The sequence below is a fragment of the Caballeronia sp. INDeC2 genome, from assembly GCF_023631325.1.
Lineage (GTDB): Bacteria > Pseudomonadota > Gammaproteobacteria > Burkholderiales > Burkholderiaceae > Caballeronia.
Genome location: NZ_JALQDG010000042.1, coordinates 123,422 through 140,639, shown reverse-complemented (window position 1 = coordinate 140,639; position 17,218 = coordinate 123,422). Strand labels below are relative to the sequence as shown.

At 61.0% G+C, this 17,218-nt stretch carries 15 protein-coding genes; 3 read left to right on the top strand and 12 right to left on the bottom strand.

Going from position 1 to position 17,218, the window contains the following annotated elements; translation table 11 throughout:
* Positions 1-53: 53 nt before the first annotated feature.
* From frc to oxlT, 4 genes are all read right to left on the bottom strand, one after another.
* Positions 54-1,307, bottom strand: coding sequence for a formyl-CoA transferase (frc, locus tag NCS28_RS27845; protein ID WP_250517002.1), 1,254 nt, complete (start codon positions 1,305-1,307; stop codon positions 54-56).
* Between the two features lie 28 nt (positions 1,308-1,335).
* Positions 1,336-3,075 (bottom strand): oxalyl-CoA decarboxylase, encoded by a 1,740-nt coding sequence (gene oxc / locus NCS28_RS27840; RefSeq protein ID WP_250517001.1) that lies wholly within the window; start codon positions 3,073-3,075, stop codon positions 1,336-1,338.
* A 165-nt stretch (positions 3,076-3,240) separates the two neighbouring features.
* A complete protein-coding gene (locus tag NCS28_RS27835) occupies positions 3,241-3,972 on the bottom strand; it encodes a GntR family transcriptional regulator (protein ID WP_250517000.1) in 732 nt (243 codons plus the stop codon).
* A gap of 23 nt (positions 3,973-3,995) precedes the next feature.
* Entirely contained in the window at positions 3,996-5,348 is a 1,353-nt protein-coding gene (gene oxlT, locus NCS28_RS27830; RefSeq protein WP_250516999.1) for an oxalate/formate MFS antiporter, read from the bottom strand.
* A gap of 325 nt (positions 5,349-5,673) precedes the next feature.
* Here oxlT and NCS28_RS27825 point away from each other — a divergent pair, with 325 nt between their 5' ends.
* A complete protein-coding gene (locus NCS28_RS27825) occupies positions 5,674-6,108 on the top strand; it encodes a hypothetical protein (RefSeq protein WP_250516998.1) in 435 nt (144 codons plus the stop codon).
* Positions 6,109-6,152: 44 nt separating this feature from the next.
* Here NCS28_RS27825 and NCS28_RS27820 read toward each other — a convergent pair whose 3' ends face one another.
* The 6 genes from NCS28_RS27820 to NCS28_RS27795 form a co-directional block, all read right to left on the bottom strand.
* Complete coding sequence (locus NCS28_RS27820) at positions 6,153-6,404, bottom strand: hypothetical protein (protein WP_250516997.1); 252 nt, start codon at positions 6,402-6,404, stop codon at positions 6,153-6,155.
* Positions 6,404-6,619: a DUF2934 domain-containing protein gene (locus NCS28_RS27815; protein ID WP_250516996.1), complete on the bottom strand. Its 216-nt coding sequence runs from the start codon at positions 6,617-6,619 to the stop codon at positions 6,404-6,406. The genes NCS28_RS27820 and NCS28_RS27815 overlap by 1 nt, the downstream gene beginning before the upstream one ends.
* 67 nt (positions 6,620-6,686) lie before the next feature.
* Entirely contained in the window at positions 6,687-8,093 is a 1,407-nt protein-coding gene (otsA, locus tag NCS28_RS27810; RefSeq protein WP_250516995.1) for an alpha,alpha-trehalose-phosphate synthase (UDP-forming), read from the bottom strand.
* Positions 8,094-8,168: 75 nt separating this feature from the next.
* Positions 8,169-8,759 carry a hypothetical protein gene (locus tag NCS28_RS27805; protein ID WP_250516994.1) on the bottom strand — a complete coding sequence of 197 codons (591 nt, stop codon included), beginning with the start codon at positions 8,757-8,759 and terminating at the stop codon, positions 8,169-8,171.
* Between the two features lie 37 nt (positions 8,760-8,796).
* The gene (locus NCS28_RS27800; RefSeq protein ID WP_250516993.1) at positions 8,797-9,966 is read right to left on the bottom strand and encodes a zinc-dependent alcohol dehydrogenase; all 1,170 of its coding nucleotides are present in this window, start codon (positions 9,964-9,966) and stop codon (positions 8,797-8,799) included.
* Between the two features lie 79 nt (positions 9,967-10,045).
* Positions 10,046-10,540: a YciE/YciF ferroxidase family protein gene (locus NCS28_RS27795; RefSeq protein ID WP_250516992.1), complete on the bottom strand. Its 495-nt coding sequence runs from the start codon at positions 10,538-10,540 to the stop codon at positions 10,046-10,048.
* Positions 10,541-10,696: 156 nt separating this feature from the next.
* Here NCS28_RS27795 and NCS28_RS27790 point away from each other — a divergent pair, with 156 nt between their 5' ends.
* Positions 10,697-11,305 carry a class I SAM-dependent methyltransferase gene (locus NCS28_RS27790; protein ID WP_250516991.1) on the top strand — a complete coding sequence of 203 codons (609 nt, stop codon included), beginning with the start codon at positions 10,697-10,699 and terminating at the stop codon, positions 11,303-11,305.
* Here NCS28_RS27790 and NCS28_RS27785 read toward each other — a convergent pair.
* A complete protein-coding gene (locus tag NCS28_RS27785) occupies positions 11,283-12,131 on the bottom strand; it encodes a formate/nitrite transporter family protein (protein WP_250516990.1) in 849 nt (282 codons plus the stop codon). The genes NCS28_RS27790 and NCS28_RS27785 overlap by 23 nt on opposite strands.
* 90 nt (positions 12,132-12,221) lie before the next feature.
* On the bottom strand, positions 12,222-13,106 hold the full coding sequence (locus tag NCS28_RS27780; protein ID WP_350029829.1) for a chemotaxis protein CheB: 885 nt from the start codon (positions 13,104-13,106) through the stop codon (positions 12,222-12,224).
* Between the two features lie 304 nt (positions 13,107-13,410).
* Between NCS28_RS27780 and NCS28_RS27775 the strand changes: the two genes are divergently transcribed.
* The gene (locus tag NCS28_RS27775; protein WP_250516989.1) at positions 13,411-17,214 is read left to right on the top strand and encodes a chemotaxis protein CheB; all 3,804 of its coding nucleotides are present in this window, start codon (positions 13,411-13,413) and stop codon (positions 17,212-17,214) included.
* Positions 17,215-17,218 lie beyond the last annotated feature (4 nt).

Below are 17,218 nucleotides of genomic sequence, written 5' to 3'. Positions count from 1 at the left end.
AAAAGAAAGACCGAAGAAGGCAGCGATCACCCTTCAGCTATGAAGACACCGCGTCAAACGGCACGCGCTTCCTGCATGTGCGCGACTTGTTCCTTGCTATAGCCGAGCTCGAGCAGCACTTCTTCGGTGTGCTCGCCCAGAAGCGGCGAGGCCGTGATTTCCGGCTTCAGGTCCGAGAACTTGATCGGGCTGCCGACCGTAAGATACTTGCCGCGCACCTTGTGATCCACTTCGACGATCGAGCCGCTTGCACGCAGCGATTCATCGTTCGCGAGTTCCTTCATCGTCAGCACCGGCGCGCACGGGATATCGAACTTACGCAGGATATCGACGGCTTCGAACTTGGTCTTGTCGGCGAGCCATGCTTCGATCGTATTGAAGATATCGAAGATGTGCGGCTGGCGCGCTTCGGCCGTCATGTAGTGCGGATCTTCGATCCACTCCGGCTTGCCGATCGCGCGGCAGATCGGCGCCCACGCGTGACCCTGAATCGTGAAGTAGATATACGCGTTCGGATCCGTTTCCCAGCCCTTGCACTTGAGCACCCAGCCCGGCTGTCCGCCGCCGCCCGCATTGCCGCCGCGCGGTACGACATCGCTGAACGTGCCGTGCGGATATTGCGGATATTCCTCGAGATAGCCGACGCGATCGAGACGCTGCTGATCGCGCAGCTTCACGCGGCACAGGTTGAGCACGCTGTCCTGCATCGACACCGCGACGCGCTGCCCGCGGCCCGTTTGCTGACGGCCGATGATCGCCGTGAGAATACCGATCGCGAGGTGCATGCCGGTGTTGCTGTCGCCGAGCGCCGCCGCGCTGATGGTCGGCGGGCCGTCCCAGAAGCCCGTCGTCGATGCCGCGCCGCCCGCGCACTGCGCGACGTTTTCGTAGACCTTCAGGTCGTCGTAGTGGTGACCGTCGCTGAAGCCCTTGACGGATGCGACGATCATCTTCGGATTCAGCTCTCTGATGTTCTCCCACGAAAAGCCCATCCGGTCCAGCGCGCCCGGCCCGAAGTTCTCGACCAGCACGTCCGATTCCTTGATCAGCTTGGTCAGCACTTCCTTGCCTTCGGGCTTCTTCGTATCGAGCGTCAGCGATCGCTTGTTGCTGTTGAGCATGGTGAAGTACAGCGCATCGGCATCCGGAATGTCGCGCAACTGATTGCGCGTGACATCGCCCGAACCGGGACGCTCGACCTTGATCACGTCGGCGCCGAACCAGGCCAGCATCTGGGTACATGCGGGACCGGCCTGCACGTGCGTGAAATCGATGATCTTGATGCCTTTCAGTGGTTTGTCGCTCACTTGAATTCTCCTTGTTGGCTAGTCTTGATTACTTTTTCATCGCCGCGCTTTGCGGGTTCAGATTCGTCAGGCGACCGCTTTCCGTGCCGGCCGCTTCGTCGATCACTGCGTTGATCAGCGTCGGCTTGCCGGACTTGATGGCCTCTTCCAGTGCATGCGTGAGTTCTTCGGGCGTCGTCGCGTTGAAGCCGATTCCGCCGAACGCCTCGATCATCTTGTCGTAGCGCGCGTTCTTCACGAACACGGTCGGCGCGACATCCTTGCCGCCGGTCGGATTCACATCGGTGCCGCGATACACGCCGTTGTTGTTGAAGACGATGGTGCACACCGGCAAGTCGTATCGGCAGATGGTTTCGAGTTCCATGCCGCTGAAGCCGAACGCGCTGTCGCCTTCGATCGCGACGACCTGCTTGCCGCTCGTCACCGCCGCGCCGATCGCGAAGCCCATGCCGATGCCCATGATTCCCCACGTACCCGAATCGAAGCGCTTGCGCGGCTCGTACATGTCGATGATGCTGCGCGCATAGTCGAGCGTGTTCGCACCTTCATTCACGACGTTGATATCGGGACGCGTCTTCAACACGTCGCGGATGGCGCGCAACGCGCTATGGAAATTCATCGGCGACGGATTCTTCGCGAGCGTGGCCGCCATCTTCTCGAGATTCTTGTTCTTGCGCTCGTTGATCGCGCCCGTCCATTCGCCCGACGGCTTCGGGAAGTTCGCATCGATGCCCGCGACGAGCGCCGACACGCACGAACCGATATCGCCGATCACCGGCGCCGCGATCGCGACGTTGCTATCGATTTCGGTCGGCGAGATGTCGATCTGCACGAACTGCTTGGGCGCCGCGCCCCAGGTCTTGCCCTTGCCGTGCGCGAGCAGCCAGTTCAGGCGCGCGCCGATCAGCACGACGCAATCCGCCTCTTGCAGCACGAAGGAACGCGCCGCCGACGCCGATTGCGCATGCGTGTCCGGCAACAGGCCCTTCGCCATCGACATCGGCAGATACGGAATGCCGCTCTTCTCGACCAGCTCGCGAATCTGCGCGTCGGCTTGCGCGTAGGCTGCACCCTTGCCCAGCAGGATCAGCGGACGCTTCGCGCTTTTGATCACGTCGAGCGCGCGCTGCACCGAATCCGGCGACGGCAACTGACGCGGCGCGGCATCGACGACCTTCACGAGCGACTGCTGGCCTTTGAGCGCGTCCATCGTCTGGGCGAGCAGCTTGGCAGGCAGGTCGAGATACACGCCGCCCGGACGGCCCGACACGGCCGCGCGGATGGCACGCGCGACACCGATGCCGATGTCCTCCGCGTGCAGCACGCGATACGCAGCCTTCGCATACGGCTTCGCCGCGTTGAGCTGGTCCATCTCTTCGTAGTCGCCCTGCTGCAGATCGACGATCTCGCGCTCGCTCGAACCGCTGATGAGAATCATCGGGAAGCAGTTGGTGGTCGCGTTGGCGAGCGCCGTCAGTCCATTCAGGAAGCCCGGTGCCGACACGGTCAGGCAAATGCCCGGCTTCTGCGTCATGTAGCCTGCGATCGCGGCTGCATTGCCCGCATGCTGCTCATGGCGAAAGCCGATGAAGCGCATGCCTTCCGCCTGCGCGAGCCGCGCGAGGTCGGTGATCGGAATGCCGACGAGACCGAAAATAGTATCGATGTCGTTCAACTTCAGCGCATCGATGACCAGGTGGAAACCGTCCGTCTGCACCGCCTTTTCTTCAGCGGCCACCTGTGTTCTTTCCTCGAGTACGTCTGCCATTGTGTCTCCCCCTGAGGGCGGTTATGTTGGTGATATACTAGATACGAGATATCGTATTTGTCAAAGACTTATTTTCGATTTTTTGCTCAGCGTGGGGGAAGCGCCGTCAGAGGAGCGCGGACCCACGCGAAATGCGACCTTTAACGTCTCGTAGCCGATCAATTTTCAGTCGAGAAAATCGCAATTGGCTTCGACGAACGCAGCAAGATCGAGCGAATGCTGCTTCACGAGGCGCTCGGCCAACTCCGTATCCCGCGCTTCCAGCGCCTCGATGATCCGCATGTGATCGGCGATCGAACGCGCCGCGCGGTCACTTTGCGGAAGCGTCATCTTTCGAATGGCTCGCACGTGCACGAAGATGTTCTTGATCGTGTCGAAGATGACATCCGACTTCGACAGCCGCACGATGGCCGAATGAAATGCGATATTCGCTTCCGAGTATTCGTCGATGTGCTCGGCGGGCATCGATTCGTGGAAGTCGTCGAACATGTGACGAAGCTCGGCGATTTCCTCGTCCGCCGCGCGCTGAATCGCGAGTTGCGCCGCCGCGCTCTCCAGTGCGGCCCACATGTGAATCATCTCGACGATCTCGCGCTTGGACTTGCGCAGGATGTAAATGCCGCGACGCGAACCGGTGCGCAGAAAGCCTTCGAGTTGAAGCAGCGCCATCGCTTCGCGGATCGGCGTTCGAGATACGCCGAGCGCTTCCGTGAGCTCCTTTTCGTCGAGACGAATCTCTTCTCGCGAACCGTAGATATCCGCTTCGGCAATCACTTGCCGCAGTTTCACGTAAGCCTGATCGCGAAGAGAAGCCGCCGCGCTGATCGGTTCGAGCGACAGCGTCGATCCGCCGGCGCGGGTGTCGGCATTCTCCGGGGCTTGGGTTTCAGATGGCATTGATGCGCGCGTGCCGGATGACTTCATCGAGCGGACGATTTGCTCGGCGCGTCCGTCCAGTCGGACTGGAAAGCCACACCGACAGACGAGTGCGACGAAGTCTCCGTGATGGAGTTTTCGATCCAGCGGCGGCGCATCGGCGCAAGCACGAACTTGGCGCAGACGGCCGCCGCGATCGACGTGATCGCGGTAACGATGAACACCGTGTTCCACGAGCCGAGCGACGCCAGCACCGATGCGAGCGGCACCATCATCGACGCCGTGCCCTTGGCCGTGTACAGCGTGCCCGCGTTGGCGGCGGCGTACTTGCTGCCGAAGGTATCGGCGCACGTCGCCGGGAAGATCGAAAAGATCTCGCCCCAGCACAGAAACGTCAGCGCCGCGAACAGCATGAACATGTAAGGGCTCTGCCCGAATTGCATCAGCCCGAGGAGCGCCACGCCTTCGCCCAGAAAGATGATGAACATCGTGTTCTCGCGGCCGATCTTGTCGGAGATGAAACCGCATAGCGGGCGCGTGAAGCCGTTGCACAGGTTATCGATGGACAGCGTCATGGCGAGCAGCGGCAAGGTCGCGCCGAACAGGCTCACCGGCATGCTGGCAAAGCCGTATTCCTTGGCGATCGGCCCGAACTGCGCAGTGGCGATCACGCCGCCCGCCGCCACCGCGACGAACATCGCATAGAGCACCCAGAAGATGGGCGCTCGCACCATCTGTCCGGTCGTGTAGTCGATCTTGGTCGACACGATGCGTTTGGCCGGGACGATGTTCTTCGGCGGATTCGGCCGCACGAGCAACAGCGCGAGCACCAAGATGACCGCGCCTTGCAGGATGCCGAAGAACATGAAGGCGCTTTCGTAGCCGGAGTGCTGGATCATGTTGGAGATCGGGATCACGGTCACGGCCGCGCCCGCGCCGAAGCCCGCCGCCGTCAGACCGGCCGCGAGACCGCGCTTGTCCGGAAACCACTTGAGCGCCGTGCCCACGCACGTGCCGTACACGCAGCCCGCGCCGATGCCCGCGACGACCGCGGCGATATACAAATGCATGAGCGTGGTGGCATGGGCGTCGATGATCCAGCCGATTGCTGCGCAGATCGCCCCGCCCATCACCACCGGACGCGGTCCGAACTTGTCGACGAGCCAGCCTTCCACGGGCACGAGCCACGTCTCGGTGACGATGAAGATCGTGAACGCGGTTTGAATCGCCGCTTGTCCCCAATGGTGCTTCGCGTCCATCGGTATCACGAATAACGTCCACGCGTACTGGAAGTTGGCGACGAGCCCCATGCAGACGATGCCGATCACCAGTTGCATCCATCTGTTCTGACGACGTCCGGGCGGCTGCCCGCTCATAGCCGTATCTGCGCTTGCCATGTCTGTCTCCGATATGTGTCATTGCGCTCGTGCGGCGCTTGATGTGCTGAGAAACCGATGCGTTCGTCGCATACGCGTGCGGAGTCGTGCGACGCGCCGATAAGCGTGCCGTTATTGGGTGCCGCGGAATTCTTCAGGAAAGCACGAAAGCATCGTGCTGGAGAACAACGATAAGGAACAGTTAGAAAAAATTGCGATATCGATTCATTATCGTGAATGGACAACTTCGCTTTGTTACAGCTCTTACCGAGATCCATAGGCGGTGTTACGAAAGCCTTTCGAAGCTGCGGTTATACTCGGCGCCGTCTAAACAAAAGTACGAACAATGTCCAAACGAATCATTCAGCTTATTGCTGTCGCAGCGCTCACGGCTGCGGCCTCGTTGCCGGCCTTCGCTGGCGACATGAACAACGCGCTAGGCGGCGCGCTCGGCGGCGTAGCCGGGGCAGCGTTGGGCAGCGCCGTGGGCGGCAGTACGGGCGCGGTGCTCGGAGGCGCAGTGGGCGGCGGGGCTGGCGGTGCGGTCACGTCGAACCGTCGCGAACGCACGGGCGCGATCGTGGGCGGGGCGCTGGGCGGCGGTGCGGGCACGGCTGCGGGCAATGCGATGGGCGGTCCCGGCGGCGGACTGATCGGCGCGGCGCTCGGCGGCGGTGCTGGTGCGGCGCTGGGCGGGAATGTCTCGCGCTCGAATTCCTATTCGGATGACTATGGCCGCGGGCATCACGGCAAGCATCACAAACGGCATCGTCACGACTGAGCGATGAGTCCAGGCGGCAAGATGCGGGGGCGCTGTTTTTCTAGTCAGGCATTCTCAATGTCCGAAGCGTCCCCTTTGCCATCGATGATGTCTTGGGCCATTTGCGTGAGGCGACCGATAGCTTCCGCTTCGGAGTAGGCGGCGCTTCGCCACACGGGCGTGAATAGTTTGTCGTCGTCGGCGTCACCCACCTCGTGCGTGATAACAAACGAGCCCGTATAAGCGCCGCTAGCATCGGGACCGGTCACGTCGACGCTGATATTGCATTCCTTGTAAGTCGAGTTTTGCACTGTCATTACTCCTCCTTCGTTTCGCTCGACGGCGCTGAGGGCGCGGCAGCAAACTCGTCCGAATCCTCGACGAGATCGGATTGGGTCGCCTTATCCGTCGCCGCGAGTTGCAGTCGTGCCTGCTCCCAGAATTCTTCGGCCCGACCTTCCGGCCGCCCGGCGTCAACCCAAAGTCGATATGCGCATGAGCGGATTTGGTCTTCGGGAATATGAAAGTCCATATCTCTTGCCTCGCTGAAAGTATGTCGCTCGAATCTCGATGAGGCGATTTACCTGAGCGATAAGATTTCAATCAACTCGCGCTGAATTCTTCTCCGTCTGCGCAAGCGCCTTTAGAAACGTCTCCGACCACCATCGGACATCCTGCTTGCGAACCCGGTCCGCGAGCGCCGCATGTCGATTGATGCGTTCATCGAGCGGCATGACCAATGCCCGTTGAATAGCGTCTGCCGTGCCCTGCGCATCGTAGGGATTGACGAGCAGCGCTTCCGTTAGCTGCTCGGCCGCACCGGCGAAACGCGAAAGCACCAGCATGCCCGGGTCGGCCGGATCTTGAGCAGCGATGAACTCCTTCGCCACCAGGTTCATGCCATCGCGCAACGGCGTCACCAGCGCGACACGACTCGCGCGATAAAGTCCCGGCAGACGTTTGCGGGCCACATTGCGATGAATGTATCTGACCGGCATCCAGTCCAGTTCGCCGAAGTCACCGTTGATTGCGCCGCACAGGCTATCCATTTCGCGGCGAAGGTCGTCGTATGCACCGACATCTTCGCGGCTCGGCGATGCGATCTGGATCAGCGTGGCGCTGTCGCGATTCTCCGGATAGCGCTCAAGCAATTGCCGGAACGCGTGAATTCTTTGCGGCAGTCCTTTCGAGTAATCGAGCCGATCGACGCCGAGAAGCAAACGCCGCCGCGAGTATTCGTCACGCATGCGCGCAAACATTTCGCGCCCTTCCTTCGCTCGGGCGAGGCGCGCGAACTCCTCGACATCGATGCCGATCGGATACGCCCCGACCTGCAAGATCCGGTCGAACGCACGCAGACGATTCGGACCCACGCGCACGGCCCGGGCCTCCGATTCGACATAGTGCGTGAAGTGCGTGACATCGGACTGCGCCTGAAAGCCGACGAGATCGTAGGCGAAGAGCGAACGCATCAGCCATTCGTGCTCGGGAATAGCCGCCATGATCAATGGAGGCGGCATTGGAATGTGCAGGAAAAAGCCGATGCGATGATTGCAGCCGGCCGCACGCAATTCCGCGGCCAACGGGATCAGATGATAGTCATGCACCCATAAGATGTCGTCCGGCTTCAACAATGTCAGCAGCTTGCGCGCGAACAACTGATTCACGCGCCGATAACCTTGCGCGAAGCGCGTGTCGAACTTCGCGAGATCCAGACGGTAATGGCACACTGGCCAGAGCACACCGTTGGAGTATCCCAGGTAATAGCTGTCGTGATCCGCGCGGGTCAGATCGAGCGTCGCCAGGGTGACATTGCCGCTCGTGTGAACATCGAGTTCACGCTGGTCGACAGCTTTGCCTTCTATCGAGTCGCTTAGTTTGCCGCTCCAGCCGAACCACAGTCCTCCGGTTTGTTCGAGGCTTTCCCGCAGCGCAACCGCGAGGCCGCCTGCCGCGGCTTTACGAGGATCGGCGGTACGGTTCGATACGACCACCAGACGGCTCATATCAGGCTCGGGTTGGCATTTGAATCTGATCTCGCAGGTAGAACTTTATCGGTCTTGATAGCGGCACCGCTGCCTCTAATGAGACTTCATATCCGGCGCGCCGTTTATCCACGGGCGCAAAGCCTCGGGTGTGCGCATGTCGGCCGGCACTTCGAAGTCGTCGCGCGCCGCTCCGTGCATCTCATCGGTCGACTGCGGAAAGCCGGTGCGCATACTGTATAGCGTGATATAGCGCTCGGTCTCGGCATTTGCGGCTTCAGTTGATTTGTCGGCGGCGAGTGTCACGCCCGTATAGACGTCGAGCGCTGTCACGGCGAGGAGATTCGTGACCGCGCCGATTGCGCGCCCCCGGCCGTTGGACGTAACGTCGCCGGACTGCGAAGCGACGGTGGCGATATCGATAACGTCGCCGCCGACGCGCGCCCACACATACTGCGCAGGATTGCGCGCCATCAAAATGCCGATGCCGCACGCAATCTCGCGCAGGCCATAGAGACGCACGAGCGCGCGGCTACCGTCGATTCCCGCCGCGCGCGCAACCGTCCTCGGCGCAAGCAGTTCGGCGACGCCTAACGCCACGCTGAACCAGCCGAGCCCGCGTGCGAGCTTGCGCGGCTCGACTGCGGAAAGAACGGCACGCTGTGCGGCATCGTTACGAGGGTTCATGTGTTCACCTGACCTTGTTCGTCGACATCGGAAGGAGTTACGGCTTGAGGACGACCTTGATACATCCGTCCTTCTTGTCGCGGAACGTCGTGTACATGTCGGCACCTTCCGAAAGCGGCAACGTATGCGTTATCACGAACGACGGATCGATCTGGCCGTCCTGGATGCGGCGCAGCAGATCGTCGGTCCATCGTTTGACGTGAGTTTGCCCCATGCGCCACGTAAGGCCCTTGTTCATCGACGCACCGAACGGAATCTTGTCGATGAGTCCGCCATACACGCCCGGCACCGACAACGTACCGGCGGGACGACAGACGTAGATCATCTCGCGCAGCACATGCGGGCGGTCCGTTTCGAGCATGACGGCCTGCTTGGCGCGATCGTAGATGGCATCGATTGAACGCGTGGCGTGCGACTCCATGCCGACCGCGTCGATACATTTCTCGGGTCCCTTGCCCTGCGTGAGTTCGCTCAAACGTTCCAGCACGCTTTCGTTATCGAAGTCTATGGCGATGGCCCCGCCTGCACGCGCCATAGCAAGACGCTCGGGCACGCGGTCGATCACGATAACCTGTTTCGCGCCGAGCAGGACGGCGCTGCGAATCGCCATCTGTCCGACAGGCCCCGCGCCCCAGATCGCGACCGTATCGGTAGGCTGGATGTCGCACTGGACCGCCGCCTGCCAGCCGGTCGGAAAAATATCACCGAGAAAGAGCACTTGTTCGTCGGTGAGGCCGTCCGGAATTTTGACGTGTGTCTTGTCGGCGAAAGGCACGCGTACATATTCGGCCTGCCCGCCGGGATAGCCGCCAGTCAGATGTGTATAGCCGAAGAGGCCCGCCGTGGTGTGGCCGAAGAGCTTGTCGGCTACGTCTTTGTTACGGTTGCTTCGCTCGCATACGGAAAAATTGCCGCGTTTGCACTGATCGCATTCGCCGCATGTGATCGTAAAGGGCACGACGATCCGGTCGCCGACTTTAAGCGCGGAGGTTTCCTTGCCGACTTCGACGACTTCGCCCATGAATTCGTGGCCCATCACATCGCCCGATTTCATTCCGGGCATGAAGCCATCGAACAGATGCAGGTCGGAACCGCAGATCGCGCAACTCGACACTTTGATGATCGCGTCGCGCGGATCTTCTATCTGCGGATCGGGAACCGTTTCATAGCGGATGTCTTTTTTGCCTTGCCAGATCAGTGCTTTCACCTTTCTGCTCCCGGTGACGATAGTTAAGCGAGAGGGCCTCCGCCGCGAAGGGCGTCATCAACGGAAGCCCCGAATCAGATCACTTGCCGACTTCCGCCTCTGAAAGCTCCTGCTTTGCGAGCAGCGTGAGCTTTTCATCGGTCGCCTTTTCTTCTTCCAGCGTCTCGAGAAGGAGCTTCATGCCTTCGTCATAACCGAGCTTCTTCGCGAGCGTGGCGAGCGTTCCGTAAGTCGCAATCTCATAGTGCTCGACCTTCTGAGCCGCCGCGATCAGCGCCGCGTCGAGAATGGGCCCCTTTTCGATTTCCTCGATCTGTTCCTGGCCTTCTTCGACCAGGCCTTCCATCGCTACGCACTTGATGCGCTTGAGCTTGAGTTCGGACACTTCGACCACTCGATCGATGCGCTCGACCTGTCCACGCGTTTCTTCCAGATGCGTCGTGAATGCGGCTGCGAGATCGGGACTCGTTGCGGCACGGGCCAGCTTCGGAAGCGCTTTGGTCAGTTGCTTTTCGGCGCTGTAGACGTCCGAGAGGGCGTGGATGAACAAGTCATTTAGGGTCGTGGCGGGCATGGGCTTCTCCTGAGTAGTTGGGAACGCTAAGCGTCCTGTACTGAGGCGCAATCGCTATGCCAGCGGGTGGGCGGAAGACGCGAAGAGCGTCAGGCACTTCATATGCTGAGCCGGTAAAAACCCGGCATCCGACGTCAGACGGCTTAGGCATTAAAGATGAAGATTCTTCCTGCTTCAAACCTGACTGTTCTGCGCCACCTCCTGGTCTTTCTCAGGGAAGCTTTACTGCACCCATGGTCCGCAGGCGCTTTCTTTCCGAGCTCACGGCACCTCGCGGATGCCATGGCGCGGCCGGTGCCGCTTGCGGGTACCGGACCTGTCGTGGAATTAGGGGCGGGCACCGGTGCGGTAACGCAGGCCCTGCTCGATCGCGGCGTGCGGCCGGAACGTCTACTCGTCGTCGAGCGCGCCCCGACGTTAGCAGCCCATTTACGGGCGCGATTCCCGCAGCTTCGAATCATCGAAGGAGATGCACGGAACCTCGGCAGCTTTCTGACGAACCATGATCGGGTCGATGCCGTCGTGTCGAGCGTGCCGTTGCGTTCGTTGCCTTACGCCGAATCGCGCTCGATGGTCGCGCATTGGTGCAGCGTGCTTCCGGCCGGAACGCTGCTGATCCAGTTCACGTATGCACTCTACGGTCCACCAAGACATCTCAGCGATGAGTTCGTCGAGTTGTCGTCCGAGGTCACGTGGCTGAACCTTCCTCCGGCGCGCATTCTCACACTTGCCCTTCGAACGCCTAGGTTGCATCGCCGCCCGTAATTTCCGGCGCGATTGCCGCGTGATTGATGAGCGCAACGAGCGACATGCCCCCGATTACATTTCCGATGAAAGTCGGAACGAGGAACACGAGAAAGTAGTCGCTCAGCCCGACCGTGCCGCCGAAAACCGCATAAAGACCCTCGACCGACCCCGCGATCACATGGGACAGCTTGCAAGCGGCAACGACATAAGTAATCAATAAGACAGTCAGAAGCCGCGCCGAGCGCGCGCTGGGTAATAGCCATACCATAAGCGCGATCAGCCAGCCCGCCAGCACCGCACGCACGACGGTCACGCCGAAGCTGCCGGAAAACGGCGCCTCGGCGATGCGATCGAGCGATTCCTGAACATCCGCGGAGAACACGCCGGGCGTGTGAAGCATCGCCGCGAAGACGGCCGTGCCGATCAGGTTCCACGTCAGTACGATCGCCCATAGGCGAAGCGCCGCCAGAACCGTTTTCGAATCGCGGCGCGTAAGCACTGGAAGGACGACGCTGAGCGTGCTCTCCGTGAACAGCTGTTGCCGACCGAGAATGACGATCACGAAGCCGATCGTATAGCCCAGGCCGGATACGAGCGGCCGCCATGAGGTGTCGGGAAGTTCACCGTCGAGAACCGCCTGCATGAGGAACGAAAAACCCATCGACAATCCCGCCGCGAGCGCCGACCACGTAAGCGCGGAAGTCGTGCGCTCCATGGCCGCCTCGCCCTCTTCCCGCACGATTTCGTGGATGACGAGCGCGGCGGGCGTCGAGTGGTCGGCGGCCTGCTCTTGCTCGCCCTTGTTGAGGTGAGGCGAATTGGAACCAGCTTCGGTGTCGGACATGGGAACTCCAGCTCGAGGCGATCGATTTCAAGGTAGCAAGGTTACTTTTTTGGAAATCCTCAGCCGCCGCATCGACGAAATACGTTGGCCTCACGCGTCGTGCACGGCATCGCGTAGCAAGCCGTACGCGGCGTCATCGGCCGCAACGAGTCTCCTGATTCGCGCGCTGATCTTGTCCTGTTCCGACACATCGTCCACGTCGACGAGTTGCTGCTTTGCCACCGTCAAGCGCTCCTGCAGTGCCCGAACGATGGACCACAGCGCATTCTCGGTCTGTTGCCGCTGTACTTCTTCGAGCGATAGCCCTGAAAACGCATGACCGGTGCGACACCTGTTGCGAAGCGGCGCGTCGACGCTCGAGCTGCCCGTCGACGCAGTTTCAGTCTCGATCGCGGCAATGCGTTGGGTGTTCGACGGCTCGGCCTTCGCTGCGACAGGTTGTTCCAGCAACGTCATCACGAGCGACGAAATCTCCGCGACGGAAGCGACCACATCCGCCTTGACCGCGTGCAATGCGTTTTCAGGCATGCCGGGCGCGACGCACTCTTCCGGATCCTGTACTGCGACGAACCCGCCGCACGCATCGACGGCTTTGAGACCGGCGGCGCCATCGTCCAGATGACCGGTAAGGACGATCCCGATCACGCGCGGTCCATAATTGATCGCCGCCGAGCGAAACAAAGGATCAGCCGATGGACGAGTGAAATTTTCTTTTGGACCCGCGCTCAGAAGCGTTTTGCCGTCGTGAAGAACCAGATGGCGGTCCGGTGGCGCAACATAAACCACGGAAGCGTGAAACGCTACGTCGTTCTCTGCGTGTTGTACGCGCAGAGCACACGATCGTTGGAGTAGCTTCGGAAGGACGCTGGGCTGAACGCCGACGTGCATCACGACGAACACCGATGCGGGAAGATTGGCCGGCCACGCCGACATAAGCGTGCTGAGCGCGGCCAGTCCACCGGTCGAAGTCGCCACGACTATGATGTCACGAGTTTTCACGGGCCCTCCGCCAGTCTTGTCGACACAGCAAAAAGAGCGCCTGAGACCCCCGTCGACGCTACTCGATCGCTTCGATTAGACTAACCTTGCAGATGAGGATATGAGCGCGTAGGGCGGTCCATTTGCCGCTAGCGCTGAACGTCGATCAGCCTCTCGCATCATCCAATGACTCATCAGGACGCCTTCTTGCAGGTGCGATCCGAAAGCCCGCAGTTGCGGCCTCGTGCTGCGTCGAGATGCAGGCAACCGACCCGCGGTTTTTGCCATACTGGAGACGCACGTGACCGATTCCGCAACGATGGCGACCGAGCCGGCGTCGTCCGTCTTTCCAGTAGTCGGAATCGGCGCTTCCGCTGGCGGACTCGAAGCGATTTCCGAGCTGATGTCCGAGATCCCGGCCAGGAGCGGCATGGCGTTTCTCGTCGTGCAACACCTCGATCCTTCGCGCCAAAGCCTGCTTGCGGAGATTCTTGCCAAGCGCATGGCCACGCCGGCCCAGGAGGCCGTCGACGGCATGACGATCGAGGCGGACCATCTGTATACGATCCCGGCGAACAAACGGATGTTCGTGAGCGAGCGCCGCATCCGGCTCGAGCCTCGCAACAACTCGTGCATACCCGCGATGCCGGTGGACGATCTGCTCGAATCGCTTGCCAGGGATCAGGGCGTCAACGGCATCGGCGTGATTCTCTCCGGTAGCGGCTCGGACGGCGCGCTCGGTCTTCAGACGGTGCAAGGTCAGGGCGGCATTACGTTCGCGCAGGATGCGTCGGCGCTTTTCAGCAGCATGCCCCATGCGGCGATCGGACTGGGATGCGTCGATCGGGTGCTCGCGCCGCGTGAAATCGCCAAGGAGATGATGCGCATCGCGCGACACCCTCACCTGAGGTCCGTGGCAGGCGCGAAGAGCGATTCGATCGAACCGGCCGATGCCAGTTTGCGGCCCATCTTCCGCCTGCTTCAGAACGCCTGCAATATCGACTTCACTCGCTATAAACACGGCACGATCCAGCGCAGGCTGTCGCGTCGCATGGCATTGCGCCAACTGACCACGATCGCGCAATACGTTTCGGTGCTCGAGTCGGAGCCTGCCGAAACGCTCGCATTGGGGCGCGATCTGCTGATTCAGGTCACCGAGTTCTTTCGCGATCCAGAAACGTTCGAGGTGTTGACGCAGACCGTTTTTCCCCGTCTCATGAGTGACGAAGCAAGCACCGCGCTGCGGATCTGGGTGCCGGGATGCGCGACCGGCGAGGAAGTGTATTCGATCGCCATTTGTCTGCTCGAATACCTGAGTGATCGTGCTCAGGCGCCATCGGTCCAGTTCTTCGGCACCGACATCAGTCCCGAAGCACTCGACACGGCGCGCACCGGCCGATACATCGAGAACATCGCGCGCAATGTGTCGCCTGAACGACTCAAACGTTTTTTTGTCCGCGATGGCGAGCACTATTGCGTCGACAAAGCCGTGCGGGACTTGTGCACGTTCGCGCGCCACGACGTGATAAGCGACCCGCCCTTCTCGCGGATGAACCTGGTGAGCTGCCGCAACCTGCTCATCTATCTGAGCGCGCCGGCGCAACGCAGCGTGATGCCGCTCTTTCACTACGCGCTGAAACCGGATGGCGTGCTGATGCTCGGCCCTTCCGAAACCGTGGGCGCATTCTCGGAACTCTTCGGCGTCATCGAAAGCAAGCGCAGCAAGCTGTACAGCAAGAAGCCGCGCATGGGTTCGCCCGCCGAGATGCGCCTCGCCCCCACGTTGATTCCGTCCGCTGCGGTCCGTCCCGTGAGCGTGTCGAACGGCCAGCCGGAACCCGACGACGCATCGTTGCTTCGCGCCGAAGTCGATCGCGTGTCGCTTGCCCGTTATGCCCCGCCATCCGTGCTATGCGACGACGAACTGAACGTCATCGAATTTCGGGGAGACACGTCCGCCTATCTGGTCAATCCGAGCGGCCCGCCCAGCACGAATCTTCAGCGACTGGCGAAGCCCGAGATCTTTCCCGCTCTCAACGACGCGATCAGGCAGGCGCGTCAGGAAGGTGTCGTCGTTCGCAAGGCCGACCTGAAGACCGGGAATATCAGCGGCATGATGAGTGCCAGCCTCGAGGTTCATCCGATCCAGACTGCCGGAATGGAAGGCCGCTGGTTCCTGATTTATTTCGAAGGCGGCGTGCAACGCCCGGACGCGCTATCGACGCGAAAGAACGAGACGTTGAAGTCCCTGATGCTGCAGACATTGCGCCAGCGTCTGGGACGCAAGGTCGCGGCACACGGCGCGGACCCGAAAGACGAAGAGATCGCGCGGCTGAGCGCCGAAGTGGGCGCGATGAGAACGCAGCTTCGCGCCATGCTCGAAGAACACGAGAGCGCGCGCGAAGAACTCAAGTCGAGCGAAGAAGAGCTGTTGTCGAGTAACGAAGAGTTCCAGAGCACCAATGAAGAACTCGAGGCCGCGAAAGAAGAGTTGCAGTCGCTGAACGAAGAACTCTCGACCACCAACGACGAACTGCGCTATCGCAATCAGGAACTCAAGACGATTCACGACGAAGTGGTTCGCGCACGCGATTACGCGGACGCGATCATCGAAACGATGTCCGACCCGCTGCTCGTGCTCGAACCCAACCTGCGCGTCACGCGGGCCAATCGTGCGTTCTACGAGACCTTTCAGACGACGTCCGACACCACCTTAGGTTCGATGCTTTTCTCGCTCGGAAACGGGCAGTGGGATATCCCGGACCTGCGCGAATTGCTCGAAACGATACTCCCGCAAGAAGCGATCGTGCGCGACTTCGTCATCACGCATGAATTCGAGCGGATCGGCTCGCGCACGATGCGGCTCAATGCTGCCCGCGTAGCCGGACGGGCGCATGAACTGATCGTGCTCACCATCGAAGACGTCACGCAACATCAGCTATTGGTCGACCGGCTGGAAGCGGCCGATCATCAGAAAGACGAGTTCCTCGCGATGCTCGCGCACGAACTGCGCAACCCGCTTGCGGCGATCAGCAACGGGCTCGCGATATGGGAGCGGAGGAATGTCGATGCCGCCACCGAACAACGCGCGCGCGATTCCGCGAAGCGGCAGTTGAAGCACGAGATCGGTCTCGTCGACGATCTTCTGGACGTGTCGCGCATTACACGCGGCATCATCAAGCTGAAGGTCGAGCCTGTCGATCTGGTGCAGATCGTGCGCCACGGCGTGGCCACCATGCGAACAGATAGCGACGCCCGCCAGCACCACGTGTCGCTTGCTTTGCCGGCCGAGGCGCTGATGGTCGAAGGGGACTCGATGCGCCTTGAACAGATCGTCGTCAACCTGCTCGGCAATGCGATCAAGTACACGTCGCCCCGCGGAGAAATTGCCGTGGCTCTCACGCGCGACGACGATCAGGCCACGCTCACGCTCAAGGACAACGGTATCGGCATGACGGCGGATTTCCTGCCGACGATCTTCACCATCTTCGTCCAGGCGGAACGTTCGCTCGATCGCAAGTCAGCGGGACTGGGTCTCGGCCTTGCACTCGTGCAGCGGCTGGTTCGCCTGCATCACGGAACCGTACGCGCATCGAGCGAGGGGCTCGGACACGGCAGCCTGTTCGTCGTTCGACTTCCGGCGCTTCCCGTTACAGACTCGAAGGACGACCGTCTCCCCGCAGCCGCCGCGCCGGCTTCCGCAACGCGAGTGCCGCCGCGACGGATCCTCATCGTGGATGACAACGCGGATGCGGTCGAAAGCACGGCGATGCTGCTCGGACTCGAAGGACACGAAGTCGAAGTCGCGGGAGACGGTCCTTCCGCCTTGCGATCCGCGATGGCCTTTCGTCCCGATATCGTCCTGCTCGATATCGGGTTGCCGGACATGGACGGTTACGAAGTGGCTCGACGGCTGCGCGCGACGCCCGAGTTTGCGGACACGATTCTGATAGCTCACAGCGGATATGCAGGAGAAGAGCATTTCGAGCGCGCGAGACAGGCGGGCTTCGATCATCATCTGGTCAAGCCTGCCAGCCTCGCTCAGTTGAATGAAATGATGATCGGATCGGGCGATGCGCGAATCCGGTTACATGACGTGTCGTAACGCG